Source organism: Streptomyces sp. NPDC058619, assembly GCF_042717785.1.
Taxonomy (GTDB): Bacteria; Actinomycetota; Actinomycetes; order Streptomycetales; family Streptomycetaceae; genus Streptomyces.
In genome coordinates, this window is sequence record NZ_JBHXQN010000002.1 from 42,702 (window position 1) to 60,023 (window position 17,322).

14 protein-coding genes and 1 pseudogene are annotated in these 17,322 nt (G+C 74.0%); 6 read left to right on the forward strand and 9 right to left on the reverse strand.

Annotated elements, in window-relative coordinates; translation table 11 throughout:
• Positions 1 to 2: 2 nt before the first annotated feature.
• The 6 genes from ACFWTC_RS02230 to ACFWTC_RS02255 all read right to left on the reverse strand — a co-directional run bounded on the left by ACFWTC_RS02230 (position 3) and on the right by ACFWTC_RS02255 (position 6,180).
• Positions 3 to 494: a GNAT family N-acetyltransferase gene (locus ACFWTC_RS02230; protein WP_383915129.1), complete on the reverse strand. Its 492-nt coding sequence runs from the start codon at positions 492 to 494 to the stop codon at positions 3 to 5.
• Between the two features lie 63 nt (positions 495 to 557).
• Positions 558 to 2,006 (reverse strand): penicillin-binding transpeptidase domain-containing protein, encoded by a 1,449-nt coding sequence (locus ACFWTC_RS02235; protein ID WP_384025293.1) that lies wholly within the window; start codon positions 2,004 to 2,006, stop codon positions 558 to 560.
• A 62-nt stretch (positions 2,007 to 2,068) separates the two neighbouring features.
• On the reverse strand, positions 2,069 to 2,719 hold the full coding sequence (locus ACFWTC_RS02240) for a response regulator (RefSeq protein ID WP_384025763.1): 651 nt from the start codon (positions 2,717 to 2,719) through the stop codon (positions 2,069 to 2,071).
• Between the two features lie 146 nt (positions 2,720 to 2,865).
• Positions 2,866 to 4,164: a sensor histidine kinase gene (locus ACFWTC_RS02245; protein WP_383915131.1), complete on the reverse strand. Its 1,299-nt coding sequence runs from the start codon at positions 4,162 to 4,164 to the stop codon at positions 2,866 to 2,868.
• Positions 4,164 to 5,201 carry a hypothetical protein gene (locus tag ACFWTC_RS02250; RefSeq protein ID WP_384025296.1) on the reverse strand — a complete coding sequence of 346 codons (1,038 nt, stop codon included), beginning with the start codon at positions 5,199 to 5,201 and terminating at the stop codon, positions 4,164 to 4,166. The genes ACFWTC_RS02245 and ACFWTC_RS02250 overlap by 1 nt, the downstream gene beginning before the upstream one ends.
• 130 nt (positions 5,202 to 5,331) lie before the next feature.
• The gene (locus tag ACFWTC_RS02255) at positions 5,332 to 6,180 is read right to left on the reverse strand and encodes an IclR family transcriptional regulator (RefSeq protein WP_383915133.1); all 849 of its coding nucleotides are present in this window, start codon (positions 6,178 to 6,180) and stop codon (positions 5,332 to 5,334) included.
• Between the two features lie 127 nt (positions 6,181 to 6,307).
• Here ACFWTC_RS02255 and ACFWTC_RS02260 point away from each other — a divergent pair, with 127 nt between their 5' ends.
• The 4 genes from ACFWTC_RS02260 (at position 6,308) to ACFWTC_RS02275 (ending at position 9,757) form a co-directional block, all read left to right on the forward strand.
• Positions 6,308 to 7,831 carry an aldehyde dehydrogenase (NADP(+)) gene (locus ACFWTC_RS02260; RefSeq protein ID WP_384025299.1) on the forward strand — a complete coding sequence of 508 codons (1,524 nt, stop codon included), beginning with the start codon at positions 6,308 to 6,310 and terminating at the stop codon, positions 7,829 to 7,831.
• Positions 7,832 to 7,951: 120 nt separating this feature from the next.
• On the forward strand, positions 7,952 to 8,173 hold the full coding sequence (locus ACFWTC_RS02265; protein ID WP_383915135.1) for a hypothetical protein: 222 nt from the start codon (positions 7,952 to 7,954) through the stop codon (positions 8,171 to 8,173).
• A 53-nt stretch (positions 8,174 to 8,226) separates the two neighbouring features.
• Positions 8,227 to 9,477 carry a TerD family protein gene (locus ACFWTC_RS02270; RefSeq protein WP_384025302.1) on the forward strand — a complete coding sequence of 417 codons (1,251 nt, stop codon included), beginning with the start codon at positions 8,227 to 8,229 and terminating at the stop codon, positions 9,475 to 9,477.
• A gap of 103 nt (positions 9,478 to 9,580) precedes the next feature.
• The gene (locus tag ACFWTC_RS02275; RefSeq protein ID WP_383915137.1) at positions 9,581 to 9,757 is read left to right on the forward strand and encodes a hypothetical protein; all 177 of its coding nucleotides are present in this window, start codon (positions 9,581 to 9,583) and stop codon (positions 9,755 to 9,757) included.
• A gap of 134 nt (positions 9,758 to 9,891) precedes the next feature.
• On the opposite strand, the pseudogene ACFWTC_RS02280 reads toward ACFWTC_RS02275, so the two are convergent.
• Both ACFWTC_RS02280 and ACFWTC_RS02285 read right to left on the reverse strand, forming a co-directional pair.
• Positions 9,892 to 11,332, reverse strand: a pseudogene (locus ACFWTC_RS02280) (alkaline phosphatase PhoX).
• Positions 11,333 to 11,667: 335 nt separating this feature from the next.
• Positions 11,668 to 13,254: a hypothetical protein gene (locus ACFWTC_RS02285; RefSeq protein WP_384025305.1), complete on the reverse strand. Its 1,587-nt coding sequence runs from the start codon at positions 13,252 to 13,254 to the stop codon at positions 11,668 to 11,670.
• Between the two features lie 340 nt (positions 13,255 to 13,594).
• Here ACFWTC_RS02285 and ACFWTC_RS02290 point away from each other — a divergent pair, with 340 nt between their 5' ends.
• Both ACFWTC_RS02290 and ACFWTC_RS02295 read left to right on the forward strand, forming a co-directional pair.
• Positions 13,595 to 15,436, forward strand: coding sequence for an endonuclease/exonuclease/phosphatase family protein (locus tag ACFWTC_RS02290; RefSeq protein ID WP_384025308.1), 1,842 nt, complete (start codon positions 13,595 to 13,597; stop codon positions 15,434 to 15,436).
• A gap of 232 nt (positions 15,437 to 15,668) precedes the next feature.
• Positions 15,669 to 15,953: a hypothetical protein gene (locus ACFWTC_RS02295; RefSeq protein WP_384073977.1), complete on the forward strand. Its 285-nt coding sequence runs from the start codon at positions 15,669 to 15,671 to the stop codon at positions 15,951 to 15,953.
• A 144-nt stretch (positions 15,954 to 16,097) separates the two neighbouring features.
• On the opposite strand, the gene dapD is transcribed toward ACFWTC_RS02295, so the two are convergent.
• Complete coding sequence (dapD, locus tag ACFWTC_RS02300) at positions 16,098 to 17,078, reverse strand: 2,3,4,5-tetrahydropyridine-2,6-dicarboxylate N-succinyltransferase (protein WP_383915142.1); 981 nt, start codon at positions 17,076 to 17,078, stop codon at positions 16,098 to 16,100.
• Positions 17,079 to 17,322 lie beyond the last annotated feature (244 nt).

Below are 17,322 nucleotides of genomic sequence, written 5' to 3' on the forward strand. Positions count from 1 at the left end.
GCTCATTCCCCGGTCGGCGACGTCACCGCGAGCCACAGGACGCGGTGGGAGCCGGAGGCGGCGGACTCCGGTTCCGGGAGCCAGCCCCGGCGGGCGTAGAAGGCCCGGGCGCGCAGGTTGTGTTCGTAGACCTCCAGCCGGACCCTGTGCGCCCCGGCCCGGCGCCAGGCGTCGAGGCAGGCCGCGTGCAGGGCGGTTCCGGTGCCCCGGCGCCAGTGGTCCGGGTCGACGTGGAGCTGGGTGAGGGTGGTCTCGCCGTCCGCGGTGCGGAAGGCGGCGACGCCGGTGATGCGCCCGTCCCGCTCGGCGCAGAGCACGCTGCCGTCGGCTGCGGACCGGGCTACGGCGCGGGACCAGCCCTCACGGGTCCGCGCGAGCTCGGCCGCGCCGCCGTAGGCCTCCTCGGGCAGGCGGCCCTGGTAGTAGGTGGCCCGCGCCCGGGTGTGGAGGGCGGCTATGGCGTCGAGGTCGGCGGGCTGCGCGGTCCTGATCATGGAATGACGGACGCGCCGGGAACCGCGAAGGTTCCCGGCGCGCCGGCCGGGCGGTCCGCGTGGCTACTTCTTCAGCCACGCCTCCATCATCTTCTGCGCGATCGGGGCTGCGAGCTTGCCGCCGCCGATCTCGGAGCGGTCGGTGTCCGAGTTCTCGATCACGACCGCGACGGCGATCTGCTTGCCGTTCAGCTTGCCGTAGGAGGTGAACCAGGCCAGCGGCGGGAGGCTGTTGTTGACGCCGCGCTGGGCGGTGCCCGTCTTGCCGCCCACCTCGGCGCCGCTCACCTGGGCGGGCTTGCCGCCGCCCTCGCTGACCACCGTCTTCATCGCGTCCCGCAGCATCGAGGCGGTCCTGGCCTTCATGACCTGCTCGGACTTCGGGTCCTTGAAGCTCTCCAGGACGTTGCCGTTGGCGTCGGTGACCTGGGAGACCATGTGCGGCGCGACGAGCTTGCCGCCGTTCTCGACGGCGGCCGTGACCATGGCCATCTGGAGCGGGGTGGCCTGGACGTCGAGCTGGCCGATACCCGTCTGCGCGACCTGGTCGACGGACATCTTCGCCTTGGGGTACGAGCTCGGCGGGTTGGTGCGGACCGGGGTGTCGATCTGCGTGTTGAAACCGAGCTTCTCGGCCATGGCCCGCATCTTGTCCTGGCCGAGCCGGTGCGCCAGCTCGGCGAAGACGTTGTTGCAGGACAGCCTGAGGGCGACGCGCGCCGAGACGTTGTTGCACATCTCCGCCGGGGCCTCGCTGCGCAGATCGGTGCGGGTGCCGGGGATCGTGTACGGGGCCTTGATGCCGGTCGGCGTGTCGATGTCGCTGACCAGGCCGTTCTCGATCGCCGCCGCGAGGGTGACGAGCTTGAAGGTGGAGCCGGGCGCCTGCGGTTTGCGCAGGGCCACGTTCTCCAGCGCCTTGCCCTTGTCGGCGGACAGCTCCTCCCAGGCCTCCTTGTCGTTCGCGCCGGCGATCCGGCCCGGGTCGAAGGAGGGATTGTTGACGATGCCGAGGATCTGACCCGTCGCGGGATCGATGGCCACGGCGGCGCCCTGCTTGCCCTGGAGGGCGTCGAAGCCGGCCTTCTGGACGTCCTTGTCGATGGTCGTCAGCACGTCGCCCGGGGCGGCCCGCTTGTTGGTCAGCATGTCCATCATGGTCTTCAGCCGGCTGTCGGAGCCGTTGAGGACGTTCTTGTAGACGCCCTCCAGCATGCTCGTCCCGAAGGCCTGGGAGCTGTACCCGGTGACGGGCGCGTAGAGCGGGCCGTCGGTGTACGTGCGCTTGTACCCGAAGTCCTTGCCGCCCGTCTTCGTCGAGCCCGTGACCGCCTCCCCGCCCACGATGATGTTGCCCAGCGGGTTCTCGTACTGCCCGATGAGGTTCCGGCGGTTGTTCTTGTCGTCTGCGAGGGCCTGGCCTTGGTATGCCTGCACCCAGGTGACACGGACCAGCAGGGCCAGCACCAGAAGCAGACAGAAGACCGACGCACGCCTGATCGTCTTGTTCATCCCCCGGAAGGACGCCCCGGCGGCCCCGGTCGTTCCGCTCTGCCCCGATTGTGGCGGAGTTCTCAGCCCTTCCTCATGAAGCCGCCCTCGTAGGCGGCGATCACCGCCTGGGTCCGGTCGCGGGAGCCGGTCTTGGCGAGGACGGCCGCCACGTGGGTCTTCACCGTCTGCGGTCCGACGCCCAGGCGCTCGCTCATCTCGTGGTTGGACAGGCCGGTGGCGATGAGGCGCAGGACGTCGGCCTCCCGGTCGGTGAGCCGGGCCTCCCACGGTGCGGCGGCCGTGGCCGGGGCGCCGGCCGTGTGGGCGGCGGCGAGGGAGCGGACCGCGGACGGGAAGAGCAGCGAGTCGCTGCGGGCGACGAGCCGGACCGCGCCGATCAGCTCGTCCGGGTCGGCCCGCTTCAGGAGGAACCCGGCGGCGCCCGCGCGCAGCGCGTCGTAGACGTGGGCGTCGTTCTCGAAGGTGGTGACGACCACCACCCGGGGCGGCTCGGACATGGTGGCGAGGATCTGCTCGGTGGCCCGGATGCCGTCGATCTCGGGCATCCGGACGTCCATCAGCACCACGTCGGGTGCCAGGGAGCGGACCAGGGAGACGGCCTCGGACCCGGTGGCGGCCTCGCCGACGACCTCCAGGTCCGGTTCGGCCTCGAGGATGACCCGCAGCGCGGTGCGGACCATCCGCTCGTCGTCGCAGAGCACGATCCGCAGCGCCCGCCGCCCGGCCGCCGCCGCGGGCCTCCCGGCACCGGCGGGTGTGTCGGGAGCGCCGGCCTGCCCGGCCGCCGACCCCGGGGACGAGGACGCCGCCTGCCCGGGCACGGGGGCCACGGGTCCGCTGTCCGGGCGGGCGGGGGTCATCGGGTGGGTCCGGCGAGCGGGAGGACGGCGCGCAGTCGCCACCCTCCTTCGTACGGGCCGGCCTCGACGCGGCCGCCGAGCAGGGCGGCCCGTTCGGCGGCGCCGCGCAGGCCGCGGCCCCCGGTGGTACGGGGCTCCGGACCGTCGGCGGCAGCGGGCGGGTTCGTCATGGTGATCTCCAGGTCGGGATGCGCGCCGTGGCCGGACGGGCCGCCGCGCCGGAGGCGGACCCGCAGGTCCACGGGGCCCGCGCCGTGGCGCAGGGCGTTGCTGAGGCCCTCCTGGACGATCCGGTACGCCTCGCGGGAGGCGATCGCCGGGAGCCCGGACCAGTCCCCCGCCGGCCCGGGGTCCTGGTGGGCGGTGACGGTGGTGCCGGCGGCCCGGGTGCGGGCCAGCAGCCCGTCGAGGTCGGCGGCGAGGGTCGGCGAGGGCGCGGCGTCCGTCCGGGCCGGGTCGCCGTCCCGCAGCAGGCCCAGTACGGCGTCCAGTTCGCCCACCGTGCGCCGCGTCGTGTCCTCGATGGCGGCGAGCGCCTCCCGTACGAACCCGGGGTCGGTGTCGAGCACCCGCCGGGCGGCGACCGCCTGGAGGGTGACGGCGCTCAGCGCGTGCCCCACCGCGTCGTGCAGCTCCCGGGCCAGCCGGTTGCGCACGGCGAGGTCGGCGGCCCGCTCCTCGGCCGCGGCCAGCCGGTCCGCGGCCGTCGGCCCGAGCAGTACGGGCGCCATCCGGGCCAACAGCGCCCCGGCCCCGACGGCGCACAGGACGAGCGCGGCCAGCAGGGCCGCTCCGAGCAGGGGCGCCACGTACGGGTCGGCCGCCACACCGCCCCAGCCCAGTTCCCGCGGGATGCCCCGCAGCCCGCTCACGAACGGCAGCGCGATCAGCGCCACCGCCGCGGGCGGCACCGCGAGGGTCATCCCGCTGAGCGCGGCGCCGACCCCCAGGTGCAGGGTCCACCAGGCCGAGGCCCGCCCCCGGGCGGCCCAGGACCGCGCCGGGCCCTCGGCCAGCCGCTCCCCCGGTACCCCGCACATGGCCCGGACGGCGGCCACGGACATCGGCCGGACCAGCCCGAACACCCCGGTGGCCGCGGCCAGGGGCAGGGCCGCCGCGTAGGAGGCGAGGACCAGCGGCATGGAGGAGAGCGCGTTGACCCCGCCCGCCGCCATGCCGACCCCCACCTGGGTGAGGAGGAAGTACGGCATCAACAGGGCCCCGCCGAGAATGAGGTGGACCCAGCGCAGCCGGACCCACGGCCCGAACAGCCGCCCCGGGCCGTACCCGCGCATCACCCCTCGCTGCGGCGGGTCAGGAACCGGGTGAGGACGACGGCGGCGAGCGCTCCAGTGGCCATCTGACCAGCGTAGATCAACTGCGAGGCGCCGGAAGGGGCTTCGCCCCCGTCCAGCTGCGGGCCCAGCGAGGCGATCAGCGGCCACAGGCCCCAGCCGAGCGCGGCCCCCGAGCCGACCCAGGCCAGGGCCATCGGCCACCAGGCCCGGCGCCCCCGGTCCGAGGCCAGCAGCAGCGCCCCCGCACCGGCGGCCAGTGCGCACACCGCGTGGACCGCGGAGACCACGCCCGCCTCGGCGGACCACGACGCCGCCCGCTCCGCGCCCATCCCGGCCGTACCCCCGAAGGCCCAGGTGAAGTACGCCGCGGCCACCCCCGCGCTCCCCAGCGCCGCGGCCGTCGCCACCACCCGCGTGGACGCCGTCACCCGCACGGACTCCGCGGGCCGCGTGGACGCCGTCGCCCGCTCCGCGCCATCACCCGGCCGGTCGGCGATCCGGCTCCGGCCCCAGCCCCAGCGCTCCCGGGCGTACGGCACGAACAGCCCCGCCAGGGCGAGCCCCTGGACGATGAACCCCCCGTAGACGACGTTGAAGACCCAGGGGTCCAGGAAGGGCTCGCGCTGCGCGCTCCCGGACGGATCCGCCCCGAACCCGGCGGCCCGTATGAGCAGTTGGCCCGGGAACCCGAGGAGGATCGGGGTCAGCAGTCCGGAGGCCGCGTACGCCGGGACGGTGAGCAGCCAGGACGGCACCCGCATGCCCCAGGGCTGGGTGAGGAGCAGCACGAGCACGATCACGCAGGCGTCCATGAGCAGCGTGACGGAGTTCGCCAGGACGAGGAACGTCCCGGGCTCGGTCAGCACGCTGCCGTCCGGTATCCCCGTCCGGCTCCCCGCCAGCCAGGCGGCCTTGAGCGTCAGGTACGGAAGGGTGGCGGTCACGGCCACCGCCCGCAGGGTCCGCCGCCCCGCCCCCGGTCGGGGGGCCTGCGGCCGCGATGCGTACGACGGGTGAACGGTTCGTGTGGTCATGACCCAACGGTCCCGCGCGCGCCGCCCCGCCACCTCCCCCGTGATGGGGAACCGCCTCCCCCGCGCGGGGGAGGAACCACGGGCTCCGCCGGCCCCCGCAGCCCCTCACCGAGCCGCCCCCGCCGACACCTCACATCCGTCGCGTCACCACCGACAGCCGGTCCCGCGCCTCGAACAGCGCCGCCTTGATGCCCTGCTCGTGCCCCGGCGTCAGCCGGGCCACCGGCACCGAGCAGCTCACCGCGTCCCGCGCCGGCGTCCGGTACGGCACGGCCACGCCGAAGCAGCGCAGCCCCAGCGTGTTCTCCTCCCGGTCCACCGCGTACCCCTGCTCCCTCACCAGCGCCAGCTCCTCCACGAGCTGCTCCCGGTCGGTGATGGTGTGCTCGGTGACCGCCTCCAGCCGCCTCGGCAGCAGTCGTCGTACCTCTTCGTCCGTGTGCGTGGCCAGCAGCGCCTTGCCCAGCGCGGTCGAGTGCACGGGCAGCCGCCGTCCGACCCGGGTGAAGGGCCGCAGGTAGTGCTGGGACTGCCGGGTGGCCAGGTACACCACGCTCGTGCCGTCCATCCGGGCCAGGTGGATGGTCTCCGTCGTGTCGTCGGACAGCCGGTCCAGAGTCGGCCGGGCCGCCGCCACCACCTCGTCGCCGTCGATGTAGGAGCTGCCGACGAGCAGGGCCCGTACGCCGATGCCGTACCGGGTGCCCGTGGCGTCGGTCTCCACCCATCCGAGGTTCACGAGCGTGCGCAGCAGCATGTACAGGCTGGACTTGGGCAGGGAGAGGTCGTTCTGGATGTCGGCCAGGCTGTGCAGCCCGGGCCGCGCCGCGAAGTGCTCCAGCAGCAGCACCGTCCGCACCGCCGACTTGACCGGCGCCGCCGGCCCTGCCGGTACCGCCGGGAGTTCCGCCGCCTCCGGTACGGCCCGTACCGCGCCCCGTGCTCCCTGTACCGCGCTCCCCGACTCGGTCGTCGTCATACGCCTGCTTCCCCTCAGGGCGCCCCTTGTCACGCGGAGGACGCGGAAATAGAGTCCGCAGCAGATGTGATCATTCATCCACCGGAACGGCGTTCAGAATACTGAACGTTCCAGGAGGCAGTGGGCCATGACAACGACACCAGTCTGGAGTGTGGACCCCCGCACCGGGAAGCAGCGCGAGCAGGTTGCGGTGGAAGCCACACCCCGTGAGGTGGACGAGGCCGTGCGCGCGGCCCACGCCTCCCGCGGCGCCCTCGCCGACGCCGCCGCCCGCGCCGCCTTCCTGCGCGCCGCCGCCGGTCTCCTCGACGAGGCCGCCGCCCACGTCATCGAGGCCGCCGACGCCGAGACCGCACTCGGTCCGGGCCGGCTCACCGGCGAGCTGGCCCGCACCACCGGCCAGCTGCGCGCCTTCGCCGACGCCGTGGACGAGGGGTCCTACCTCGACGTCCGGATCGACCGCGCCGACCCCTCCCTCAGCCCTCCGCGCCCCGAACTGCGCCGTTACAAGGTCCCGCTGGGCGTGGTCGCCGTCTATGCCGCCTCCAACTTCCCGCTCGCCTTCTCCGTTCCCGGCGGGGACACCGCGAGCGCGCTGGCCGCGGGCTGCCCCGTGGTGGTCAAGGTCCACCCGGACCACCCGGCCACCTCCGAACTGTGCGCCTCGCTGCTGCGCCGCGCGGCGGTCTCCGCCGGGCTGCCCGCCGACGTGGTGTCTGTGGTCCACGGGTTCGACGCCGGTCTGGAGCTGATCCGGCACCCGCTGGTGGCCGCCGCCGGGTTCACCGGTTCCATCCGTGGCGGGCGGGCCCTGTTCGACGCGGCCGCCGCGCGGCCCGTGCCCATCCCCTTCCACGGCGAGCTCGGCTCCCTCAACCCCGTCGTGGTCACGCCCGCCGCGGCCGCGGAGCGCGCCGAGGAGATCGGCGCCGGACTCGCGGGCGCGGTCACCCTCGGGGTCGGCCAGTTCTGCGTGAAGCCCGGCCTGGTCCTCGTCCCCGAGGGGCCGGACGGCGACCGCCTCGCCGAGGCGCTCACGAAGGCGCTCGGCGAGACCGAGCCGGGGGTGCTGCTGGACCACCGGATGCGGGAGAACTTCGTCGCCGGCGTACGGGAGCGGGCCGCGCTGCCCGGTGTCGGGGCGCCCGTCACCCCGGGCTCCGGCGGGGAGCACACCGTCGGCGCGGGATACCTGACCGTGCCCGCCGGCAGCCTCGTCGGAAGCAGCGCGCACGCGCTCCTGCTGGAGGAGTGCTTCGGCCCGGTGACCGTGGTCGCCCGGTACGCCTCCCGGGCCGAGGCCGCCGCGGTGCTCGGGCGCCTCCCCGGGAACCTGAGCGCCACCCTCCAGCTCTCGTCGGCCGAGACGGAGGGGGCTCCGGGGCCCGCCGCCGAACTGATCGCGCAGGTCACCGGGCTGGCCGGCCGGATCGTGGTCAACGGCTGGCCGACCGGGGTCGCGGTGGCCCCGGCCCAGCACCACGGCGGCCCGTACCCGGCGGCCACCTCGCACTCCACTTCGGTCGGCGGGACCGCGATCGAGCGGTGGCTGCGCCCGGTGGCGTACCAGTCGGTGCCGGACGCCCTCCTTCCGGCGGAGCTGCGCGAGGCCAACCCGCTCGGACTGCCGCGCCGCGTCACGGGCGCCTGACCGGGGTCCGGGCCGCCACCGCACACGCCCTGCCGGCCCGGACCCGCCCCCCTCTCCGCCCGCCGCGGCCGCCCGCGAAAGCCGTTGCCGTCCCGCCCGCGGCCCGGCAGGCTGCGGCCCATGCCGAAACCGCACGGATTCACGTACGAACAGCTGGGCGAGCGCTGCGTCGCCATCACCCACCAGGGGCGCGCCGCGGCCACCCTGCGCGGGAGCCGGGCCGAGAAGTTCCTCGCCGAGGTGGGGTCGGGGGACCCGCAGCTCGTGATGGCCCGCTGGACGGGCTCGTACAAGTTCGGCAACGAGCGCACCGCGAGGAACCACCCGCGCAACCGCCGCTGAAATCTCTCGCGAGGGCAAGGGAACGGCAAAGCACCTCCGGTCGTTCTCCCGGCATGACCGCTATGACCCCTGGATCCAACCTGCCGCTCAACGCCGTCCGCGTGACGGTCGACGTGGCGGCGCCGGTACGGCTCGACGTATCGGCCCTGCTCCTCACGGCGGACGGCAAGGTGCGCTCCGACGAGGACTTCATCTTCTTCAACCAGCCCTCCAGGCCCGGTGTCACCTACCGGTCCGGCGGGGGGTCGGCGCCGGACTCGATCACCGTGGACACCGCCTCGGTACCGCCGGGCATCGAGCGCATCGTGGTCACGGCCAGCCCCGACGCCGCCGGACAGTCCTTCCAGGGCATCGAACCCACCGCCACCGTGCGCAACGCGGACGGCGGCGCGGTGATCTCCACCTTCACCCCGCCGCAGCTGGGCACCGAGACGGCGCTGGTCGTCGTCGAGGTCTACCAGCGCGGCGGCGTGTGGAAGGTCCGCGCCGTCGGCCAGGGCTACGCGAACGGCCTCGCCGGCATCGCCACCGACTTCGGTGTCTCCGTGGAGGAGGAGCCGGCCCCCGCGGCGGCGGCCCCGGTCGCCCCGCCCGCGCCGCCGGCGCCGCCCGCCCAGCCCGCGGCCCACCCCGTCTCCCCCTGGCTCGGCGGTGCGACGACGCCCGCCCCGGCCGCACCGGTCCCCGCCGCCGCTCCGCCTGCCCCCGCGGCCGCCCCCGGCGCCGGGAAGATCAACCTCGACAAGGGCCGGGTCACCCTCCAGAAGAACCAGACCGTCTCCCTGGTCAAGGGCGGCCGCCCGCTCCTGTCCCAGGTCAAGATGGGTCTGGGCTGGGAGCCCGCGTTCCGCGGCAAGGACATCGACCTCGACGCCTCGGTCATCGCGTACGGCCCGCAGCGCAACCACATCGACAGCTGCTACTTCGGCAAGCTGTCCATCCTCGGCGGCGCCGTCAAGCACTCCGGTGACAACCTCACCGGAGAGGGCGCGGGCGACGACGAGGTGATCGTCGTGGACCTCGGGCGGCTGCCCGCCGACGCGACGGGCCTGGTCTTCACCGTCAACTCCTTCTCCGGCCAGAAGTTCAGCGAGGTCGCCAAGGCCTACTGCCGCCTGATCGACGCGGCGAGCGGCGAGGAGCTGGTCCGCTTCGACCTCACGGGCGCCGAGCCGCAGACCGGCGTGATGATGGCGAAGCTCATCAAGCAGTTCACCGGCGAGTGGGAGATGACGGCGATCGGCGACTTTGTGAAGTCGCGCACAGTGCGCGGCATGGTCAAGCCCGCCGCGCAGGCACTCTGAGCAGGTGGGCGGGCACGTGCTGCCACTGGTAAGCGTCAGCGGGTGATGGAAGCCACGCGTAATCCGGAGGTGGCTGTCAGTGCCCGCCCGTAGCCTTGGACTCATGCACGAGTCACTCACACCCGCGGGTCCGGCCCGCCCGTCCGCCTCAGAGGCGAACGAGGCGATCCGGCACCTCGTCGAGACCGGGGTGGGCGGCGAGTGGCCCTCGGAGGCGTATGAATTCCTCCTCGCCGAGTGGGCCGACGCCTCCCGCGCGGAGGTCTCCGCAGCCCAGTGAGCCGGCGGGCCGTCCGATGCGGCGGCCCCCCGGCCCTCCGAGGCGACTCCTCCGACGGGGCGCCCCGAGGGTTGGCGCGGCAGGGCCGTGTCCCGTCCGGCCGGCAGGGCCCCTTCCCGCCGCCAGGGCCGTTCTCAGTGCCCGCGCCGCCACGGGCCGGTGACGGCCAGCATGATCCCCGGGTCCTGGATGTTGGCGTACAGCGTGCGCCCGTCCGGTGAGAAGCAGACGCCTGTGAACTCCGCGTACTCCGGGTCCTGCGGCGACCCGATGTTCAGCTCGTTGCGCGCCAGCGGGTACGTCCGGCCCGAGTCGGTGGCGCCGAAGAGGTGCTGCAGCCCCGAACCGTCCTCCGCGATGACCAGGCCGCCGTACGGCGACACGGTGATGTTGTCGGGGCCGTCGTAGCCGCCGTCCGCCGACGGGTCGGCGTTCACCCCGATCAGGACGGTCAGCCGGACCGTGCGCCGCTTGGGGTCGTAGAACCACACCTGGCCGTCGTGCGCGGCGCCCGGGCTCTCCGCACGCGCGTAGGACGAGACGAAGTACGCGCCGCCGTCGGCCCACCACATGCCCTCCAGCTTGCGGCCGCGCGTCACGACACCGTCCGCGAACTGCCCGCGCACCGGCACGGTCCGCGCGTCGCGGTCCGGCACGTCCACCCAGTCGACCCCGTAGAGGGTTCCGATCCGCGTCGCGCGCGAGAGGTCGTCGACGAACCGGCCCGTACGGTCGATGCACTTGGCGGCCTGCAGCACCCCGGCGTCGTCGGCGAGCGTACGGAGCATGCCGCGACCGTGCCGGAAGCCGCGGGGCGGGGTCCAGCGGTAGAGCAGCCCGTTGGGGCCGGAGGCGTCCTCCGTCAGGTAGGCGTGGCCCTGGCGGGGGTCGATGACCACGGCTTCGTGGTCGTAGCGCCCGAAGGCCTTCACGGGCCGCGGGTCGCGGTTGGCGCGCCGGTCGTGCGGGTCGACCTCGAAGACGTAGCCGTGGTCCTTGGTCATGCCGTTCTTGCCGGCGCGGTCGGAGTTCTCCTCGCAGGTCAGCCAGGTGCCCCACGGGGTGGCGCCGCCCGCGCAGTTGGTCGACGTACCGGCGATGCCCACCCATTCGGCGACCTCGCCGCCGCGCCGGACCTCGACGACCGTGCAGCCGCCGGCCGCGGCCGGGTCGTAGACGAGGCCCTCGGCGAGCGGGACGGGGCGGGGCCAGGTCTCGCGCCTGCCCTTGAGCTCGTGGTTGTTGACGAGGAGGGTGACCCCGCGGGGCCCTTCGAAGGCGGCCGTGCCGTCGTGGTTCGAGGGGGTGGTCTCCCCGGACTCCAGCCGCGTCACCCCGCTGTGGGTGATCACCCGGTAGCGGAACCCGGCGGGGAGGGCGAGCACTCCGGCCGGGTCGGGGACGAGCGGTCCGTAGCCGGGCTCGCAGGGCTTTCCGTGCGCGTCGCGGAGCGTGCCGTCGTCGGCGGCGAGGGCGCCCGGCGCGGTGGCCAGGGCGCCGACCGTCCCGGTGAGCGCGACTCCCGCTCCGGCGATCACGGTGCGGGCGGTGAAAGTCTCTGCGGGTGAGCGGCATCGGGTCTCCAGGGTGGGGAGGTGGTGCGCCTGTCGTGCGGTCGTCGGCGCACACGCTCCCGCCCGCACGTGAACGGCGGCTGAACTACCCAACAAGACGAACCGGCCCCTTGCCGGGGGCCGGAATGGCGAACTCCGGCTCAGGAACGGCGCGTTGTCGCCGCCTTACCCGACCGGCCCGCCCGGCCCGCCCGGCCCGCGCCCCGGCCGCCTCCCGGACCGGACCACCTCCCGCCGCGGACCGCCTCCCGGACCGCCGGAGCGCGTCCGGGCCCGGCTCGGCGCGCCCCGCGTCCCCGTGCCCGTCCCCGTCCCCCTGCCCGGGAGGGCCGTCGCTCAGGCCGGTCGGGACCGGGCCTTGAACGCGGCCTTGCGAGCCTCCTTCGCCGCCTTCTTGTCCGGGTGCAGCCGCCCCATCGCCTCCAGTACGTGGGCCGTCGCCGGGTGTTCCACCCGCCACGCCTTCTCGAAGAAGCCCGCGTGATGGGCGGTCAGGGTCTCCATCAGGAGCGGCAGCTCCTGCGTCTCGCCGTCCGCGGCGAGCTGCGCCGCGATCGTGTCGACCGTCAGCCAGAACACCAGGGCCGCGTCCGGCGCCGGTACGTCGGCCGCCCCGCGCTCGGCCAGCCAGACCCGGGCGAGCCCGCCGAGCTCCGGGTCGTCCAGTACGGCGCGGACCGCCCCCTCCGCCTCCGGTCCGACCGGCGCGAGGGCCAGCTGGCAGCGCAGCCGGCGCAACGGGGCGGCCTCGTCCGCGCCGCGGGCCGCGGCGAGCAGCTCGGCAACGGCGGCGGGCAGTTCGCGGCCGCTCATCCACTGCTCCATCTCGGTCTGCGCGGCGCCCTCGGGGTAGCAGGAGACCGCGTCGAGCAGCACGTCCGCGCCCTTGTCGGCCAGGTCGCCGACGGCCGGGGCGTCGACCCCGGCCTCCAGCATCCGGGCGCGTACGCCGTAGAGGCCCAGCGGTGTCAGGCGGACCATGCCGTAGCGGGACACGTCCTCGTCCCCGTCCCCGCCGTCGGGGCGCCCGGCCGCGATGTCCGCGTCGTCCGCCTCCGCCATCAGCTCCTCGTCGACAGGCCGGAACTCGACCAGCCCGATGGGCTCCAGCTGCCGGAACTGGTCGTCGAGGCGCATCATCGCGTCGGAGACCTGCTCCAGTACGGCGTCGGTCGGCTCGCCCATGTCGTCGGGCACCACCATCGACGCGGCGAGCACGGGCAGCGGAACCGGGCCGTCCGCGGCTCCGCCCTCGGCGACGGTGAGCAGGTAGAGGTTGGCGAGGACCCCGTCGAGGAAGTCCGCCTCGCGGCCCGGGTTCCAGTCCAGTCGGTCGAAGTCGATCTCGCCGCCCGCGTCCAGCGCGTCGACGAGGTCGTCCAGGTCGGGCACCGCCGCGTCCGTGAGCACGGTGTCCAGGGCCGCCAGCCACAGGTCGAGGACGTCGCCGGGCGTGCCGCCCGTCACGAGCGCCAGGTCCTCGCCGGGCGCGGCGGTGCCGTGGTTCGCCGTGAAACCGCCCTCCCCGGCCGCGGAGGCGTCCCCGCCCGCGGAGGCGTCCGCGCCCGCACCGGAGGCGTCCGCGCCCGCACCGGAGGCGTCCGCGCCCGTACCGGGGAGGTCCGCCCCGACGTCCTCCGGCTCGGTCACGTCGACCAGCCCGGTGTCCACGGCCACCCGCCACGCCTGGCTCGCGTACATGGCGGAGTCCGGTTCACCGGCGTCGAGTCCGAGGGCCGCGGCGGCGTCGGGCAGCTGCTCGGCGACGAGTTCGCCGCCGACGTCGACGCGGGTGGCGGGACCGGCCCAGCGGGCCAGCCGTACGGCGCGCGCGAACAGCGGGGCGGCCAGGGCGGCTCCGGCCAGTTCCGCGTCGGAGTGCAGCCGGACCGGCGGCAGAGTGGAGTGCGGCTCTGCGGACATGGGGTGGTTCTCCTCGCGGACGCGGTGGGGCGGGCCGTGATGATCGGCCGGGCCGGACGGGTACGGAGGTCCGGCCCGGCCGGGCGGGCCGTCCGGGCCGTTCCGGGGCGGTCGCGGGCCCCCGTACGGCGTCCCAGCGTAGACGCATTTCGGGCGCGTCCGGCGGGCCGGCGCCTTTGGTTCATCACACAGTCAGCTGTCGTCTTCCCTGGACCCCTTGACAACTTTGCTGGCCACAAAGGAAATTGACGCGCGTAGATGTTTCGGGAGCCGCAAACTCCCCGGACGTCTTCGCGCCGCACCTCCTCCGTTCCTTCATCCCACACCGGAGTCCCTGACCATGCGCTCCTCGCATCCCCGTTCCGCCGCCGTCGCGGCCCTCGTCGCCACCGCCCTGGCCACCGGCCTGCTCGTGGGCTCCGCCGACGCGGCCGAAGGCGGCGCCGCCGCCGATCCGATACGCATCCACGACATCCAGGGCACCACCCGGATATCCCCGCTCAACGGTCAGCCGGTCGCGGACGTCGAGGGCGTCGTGACGGGCGTGCGCACGTACGGCTCGCGCGGTTTCTGGATCCAGGACCCGGACGCCGACGACAACGACGCGACGAGCGAGGGCGTGTTCGTCTTCACCGGCTCGGTCCCGACCGTCGCCGTGGGCGACGCGGTCAAGGTCTCCGGCACGGTCGGCGAGTACGTCCCCGGCGGCGTCCACTCCGGCAACCAGTCCGCGACCCAGATCTCCAAGCCCGTCGTCACCGTGGTCTCCTCGGGCAACGCCCTGCCCGCGGCCACCGCGATCAACGAGTACACGGTCCCCGCCGAGTACGCCCCGGCCGGTGACCCTGCCGTCGGCGGCAGCATCAACGGCCTGACCCTGGAGCCCTCCCGCTACGCGCTGGACCACTACGAGTCCCTCGAGGGGATGAACGTCCGCATCGGCACCTCGCGCGTCGTCGGCGCCACCGACCCGTACGCGGAGCTGTGGGTCACGGTGAAGGGCTGGGAGAACGCCGCCAAGCGCGGCGGGACGGTCTACGGCTCGTACGAGTCCCAGAACACCGGCCGCCTCCAGATCCAGCAGCTCGCGCCCCTCGCGCAGCAGCCCTTCCCGGTGGCCAACGTCGGCGACCGCCTGACCGGCACCACCGAAGGCCCGCTGGACTTCAACCAGTTCGGCGGCTACACCCTGGTGGCCCGCACGCTCGGCACGGTCAAGGCGGGCACCCTCGCCCCCGAGAAGACCAAGGCGCAGGCCTCGAACGAGCTCGCGGTGGCGACGTACAACGTCGAGAACCTCGACCCGAGCGACCCGCAGGATAAGTTCGACGCGCTCGGCAAGGCGGTCGTGGAGAACCTGGCCTCCCCCGACATCCTCGCCCTGGAGGAGATCCAGGACGACAACGGCGCCAAGAACGACGGCACGGTCTCGGCCGAGCAGACGATCGCGAAGTTCACCGCGGCCATCGCGGCGGCGGGCGGCCCGGCCTACCAGTGGCGGACCGTCAACCCGGAGGACAAGAAGGACGGCGGCGAGCCCGGCGGCAACATCCGCCAGGTGTTCCTCTACAACCCGGCGCGGGTCTCCTTCACCGAGCGCGCCCCGGGCGACGCGGTGACGGCGACCGGCGTGGTCGAGGAGAAGGGCAAGGCCGCCCTGACCCACTCCCCCGGCCGCATCGACCCCGCGAACCCGGCGTGGGCGGACAGCCGCAAGCCGCTGGCCGGCGAGTTCACCTTCCGCGGCAAGACGGTCTTCGTGATCGCCAACCACTTCGGCTCCAAGGGCGGCGACGAGGGCCTGACCTCGCACCACCAGCCGCCGGTGCGCTCCTCGGAGGCGAAGCGGCTGCTGCAGGCGCAGGCCGTGAACGGCTTCGTGAAGGAGATCCTCGCGGCCGAGAAGAACGCGAACGTCCTGGTCCTCGGTGACATCAACGACTTCGAGTTCTCGGCGACGACGAACGCGCTGGCGGACGGCGGGGCCCTCTACCCGGCCATCAAGTCGCTGCCGAAGACCGAGCGGTACTCGTACGTGTACCAGGGCAACGCGCAGGTGCTGGACCAGATCCTGACCAGCCCGGCGATCAAGAACTTCACGTACGACAGCGTGCACATCAACGCGGAGTTCTCGGCCCAGAACAGCGACCACGACCCGCAGGTGCTGCGCTTCCGTCCGTAACCACCGGACCGCAGAGGGCCCGGCCGACTCCTCCGACCGCCATCAGGGGGTACCCCCGCGGCCGGGCCCGCTGCCACGCTCCGGCCCCGTCACGACCTGCGGGGACGCCGTCCCCTTTGCTGCCTTTCGCGGGCGAGTTGGGGACTTTCGGCCCTGGCGTGACACTCGACACAACCCTACCGAATCTGCCGGTTGTGGTGTTGAGTGTCTGCACGCCCGGTCTTGTACCGCCTTGTACCGCCCGCTCTCCCTGGAGGACCGCGTGTTCCCCTCCATCTCCCTCGCCCAGGAAATCGGCCTCGCCGTCCTGTTCGTGGCCGCTCTCGTCTGGGTCGTCGGCCTCGGACACATGCTGTGGGACGGCCGCTTCCACCACCCGGAGCCCGGCGTCTTGGACAACCTGTCGGCCATCCCGGCGCAGCGCACCTCCGCGGCGCACCCGATGGAGTCGGTGGAGCTGACGGAGGCGGAGCAGCAGGCCTTCGCGGGCCTGATCCGCACGCTCCCCCTGCACTAGGCCACCGGGCCGTCCCGGCCCCCGTAGCGCCGCCCGGGCCGAAACGCCGCTGAGCGCCCTCCCGGACTGCGGGAGGGCGCTCAGTCACGACCGGCACCGGCCGCCGGCAGCAGCGGCTGAGCCGCGGCCCCCGGCGGTGGTGGGTCAGTTGTGGCTGTGCAGGACCTCGTTCAGGCCGCCCCAGGCCGCCTTGTACGGGCGGGCCTCGACGGCGCCGGTCACCGAGTTGCGGCGGAAGAGGATGTTGTTGGCGCCGGAGAGCTCCAGGGCCTTGACGATCTGGCCGTCCGGAAGGGTGACGCGGGTGCCGGCGGTCACGTAGAGGCCGGCCTCGACGACGCACTCGTCGCCCAGCGCGATGCCCACGCCCGCCTCGGCACCGATCAGGGTGCGCTCGCCGATAGAGATGATCTGCTTGCCGCCGCCCGACAGGGTGCCCATGGTGGACGCGCCGCCACCGATGTCGGAGCCGTCGCCGACCACGACGCCCGCGGAGATGCGGCCCTCGACCATGGAGGTGCCCAGGGTTCCGGCGTTGAAGTTGACGAAGCCCTCGTGCATCACGGTGGTGCCCTCGGCGAGGTGCGCGCCGAGGCGGACGCGGTCGGCGTCGGCGATGCGCACGCCCTTGGGAGCGACGTAGTCGGTCATCCGCGGGAACTTGTCGATCGAGGTGACCTGGAGGTGCAGGCCCTCGGCACGCGCGTTGAGGCGGACCGTCTCGACCTGGTCGACCGCGACGGGGCCGAGCGAGGTCCAGGCGACGTTGGTGAGCAGGCCGAAGACGCCGTCGAGGTTCTGGCCGTGCGGCTTGACCAGGCGGTGGCTGAGCAGGTGCAGGCGCAGGTACGCGTCGTGCGCGTCCAGCGGCTTGTCGTCGAGGGAGGCGATGACGGTGCGGACGGCTACGACCTCGACGCCGCGGACCGCGTCCGAGCGGACCGCCTTCGGCGCGGTGGCGCCGAGCAGCTCCACGGCCTGCTCGGCGGTGAGGCGCTCGGTGCCGGCCGGGCCGGGCTCGGCGACCAGCTGGGGGGCGGGGAACCAGGTGTCGAGGACGGTGCCGTCGGCGGTGAGGGTGGCAAGTCCGGCGGCGACGGCGCCGGTGGTACGCGTAGCAGTCATGCCCGAAACCTAACCGGCGACGGGCCGCGGTCGCGAACCGGTCTCATGTGCCGGTCCGTGTCCCCCGTTACGGGAACGTGCACGGAGCACGCACAGGACCGTCCGCACGACCGCCGGCACGGCCGTCCGCACGACCGCCGGCACGGCCGTCCGCACGACCGCCGGCACGGCCGTCCGCACGACCTCGGACACGACCGTCCGCACGACCTCGGACACGACCGCCGGCACGGAGCCGGGCGCCACC

Excerpts from the sequence above, each read along its gene's own strand:
- ACFWTC_RS02285 (WP_384025305.1), bottom strand. The coding sequence starts at position 13,254 with ATGTCCGCAGAGCCGCACTCCACTCTGCCGCCGGTCCGGCTGCACTCC.
- dapD (WP_383915142.1), bottom strand. The coding sequence starts at position 17,078 with ATGACTGCTACGCGTACCACCGGCGCCGTCGCCGCCGGACTTGCCACC.
- ACFWTC_RS02230 (WP_383915129.1), bottom strand. The coding sequence starts at position 494 with ATGATCAGGACCGCGCAGCCCGCCGACCTCGACGCCATAGCCGCCCTC.
- ACFWTC_RS02290 (WP_384025308.1), top strand. The coding sequence starts at position 13,595 with ATGCGCTCCTCGCATCCCCGTTCCGCCGCCGTCGCGGCCCTCGTCGCC.
- ACFWTC_RS02275 (WP_383915137.1), top strand. The coding sequence starts at position 9,581 with ATGCACGAGTCACTCACACCCGCGGGTCCGGCCCGCCCGTCCGCCTCA.
- ACFWTC_RS02245 (WP_383915131.1), bottom strand. The coding sequence starts at position 4,164 with ATGCGCGGGTACGGCCCGGGGCGGCTGTTCGGGCCGTGGGTCCGGCTG.
- ACFWTC_RS02235 (WP_384025293.1), bottom strand. The coding sequence starts at position 2,006 with ATGAACAAGACGATCAGGCGTGCGTCGGTCTTCTGTCTGCTTCTGGTG.
- ACFWTC_RS02260 (WP_384025299.1), top strand. The coding sequence starts at position 6,308 with ATGACAACGACACCAGTCTGGAGTGTGGACCCCCGCACCGGGAAGCAG.
- ACFWTC_RS02265 (WP_383915135.1), top strand. The coding sequence starts at position 7,952 with ATGCCGAAACCGCACGGATTCACGTACGAACAGCTGGGCGAGCGCTGC.
- ACFWTC_RS02270 (WP_384025302.1), top strand. The coding sequence starts at position 8,227 with ATGACCGCTATGACCCCTGGATCCAACCTGCCGCTCAACGCCGTCCGC.
- ACFWTC_RS02250 (WP_384025296.1), bottom strand. The coding sequence starts at position 5,201 with ATGACCACACGAACCGTTCACCCGTCGTACGCATCGCGGCCGCAGGCC.
- ACFWTC_RS02255 (WP_383915133.1), bottom strand. The coding sequence starts at position 6,180 with ATGACGACGACCGAGTCGGGGAGCGCGGTACAGGGAGCACGGGGCGCG.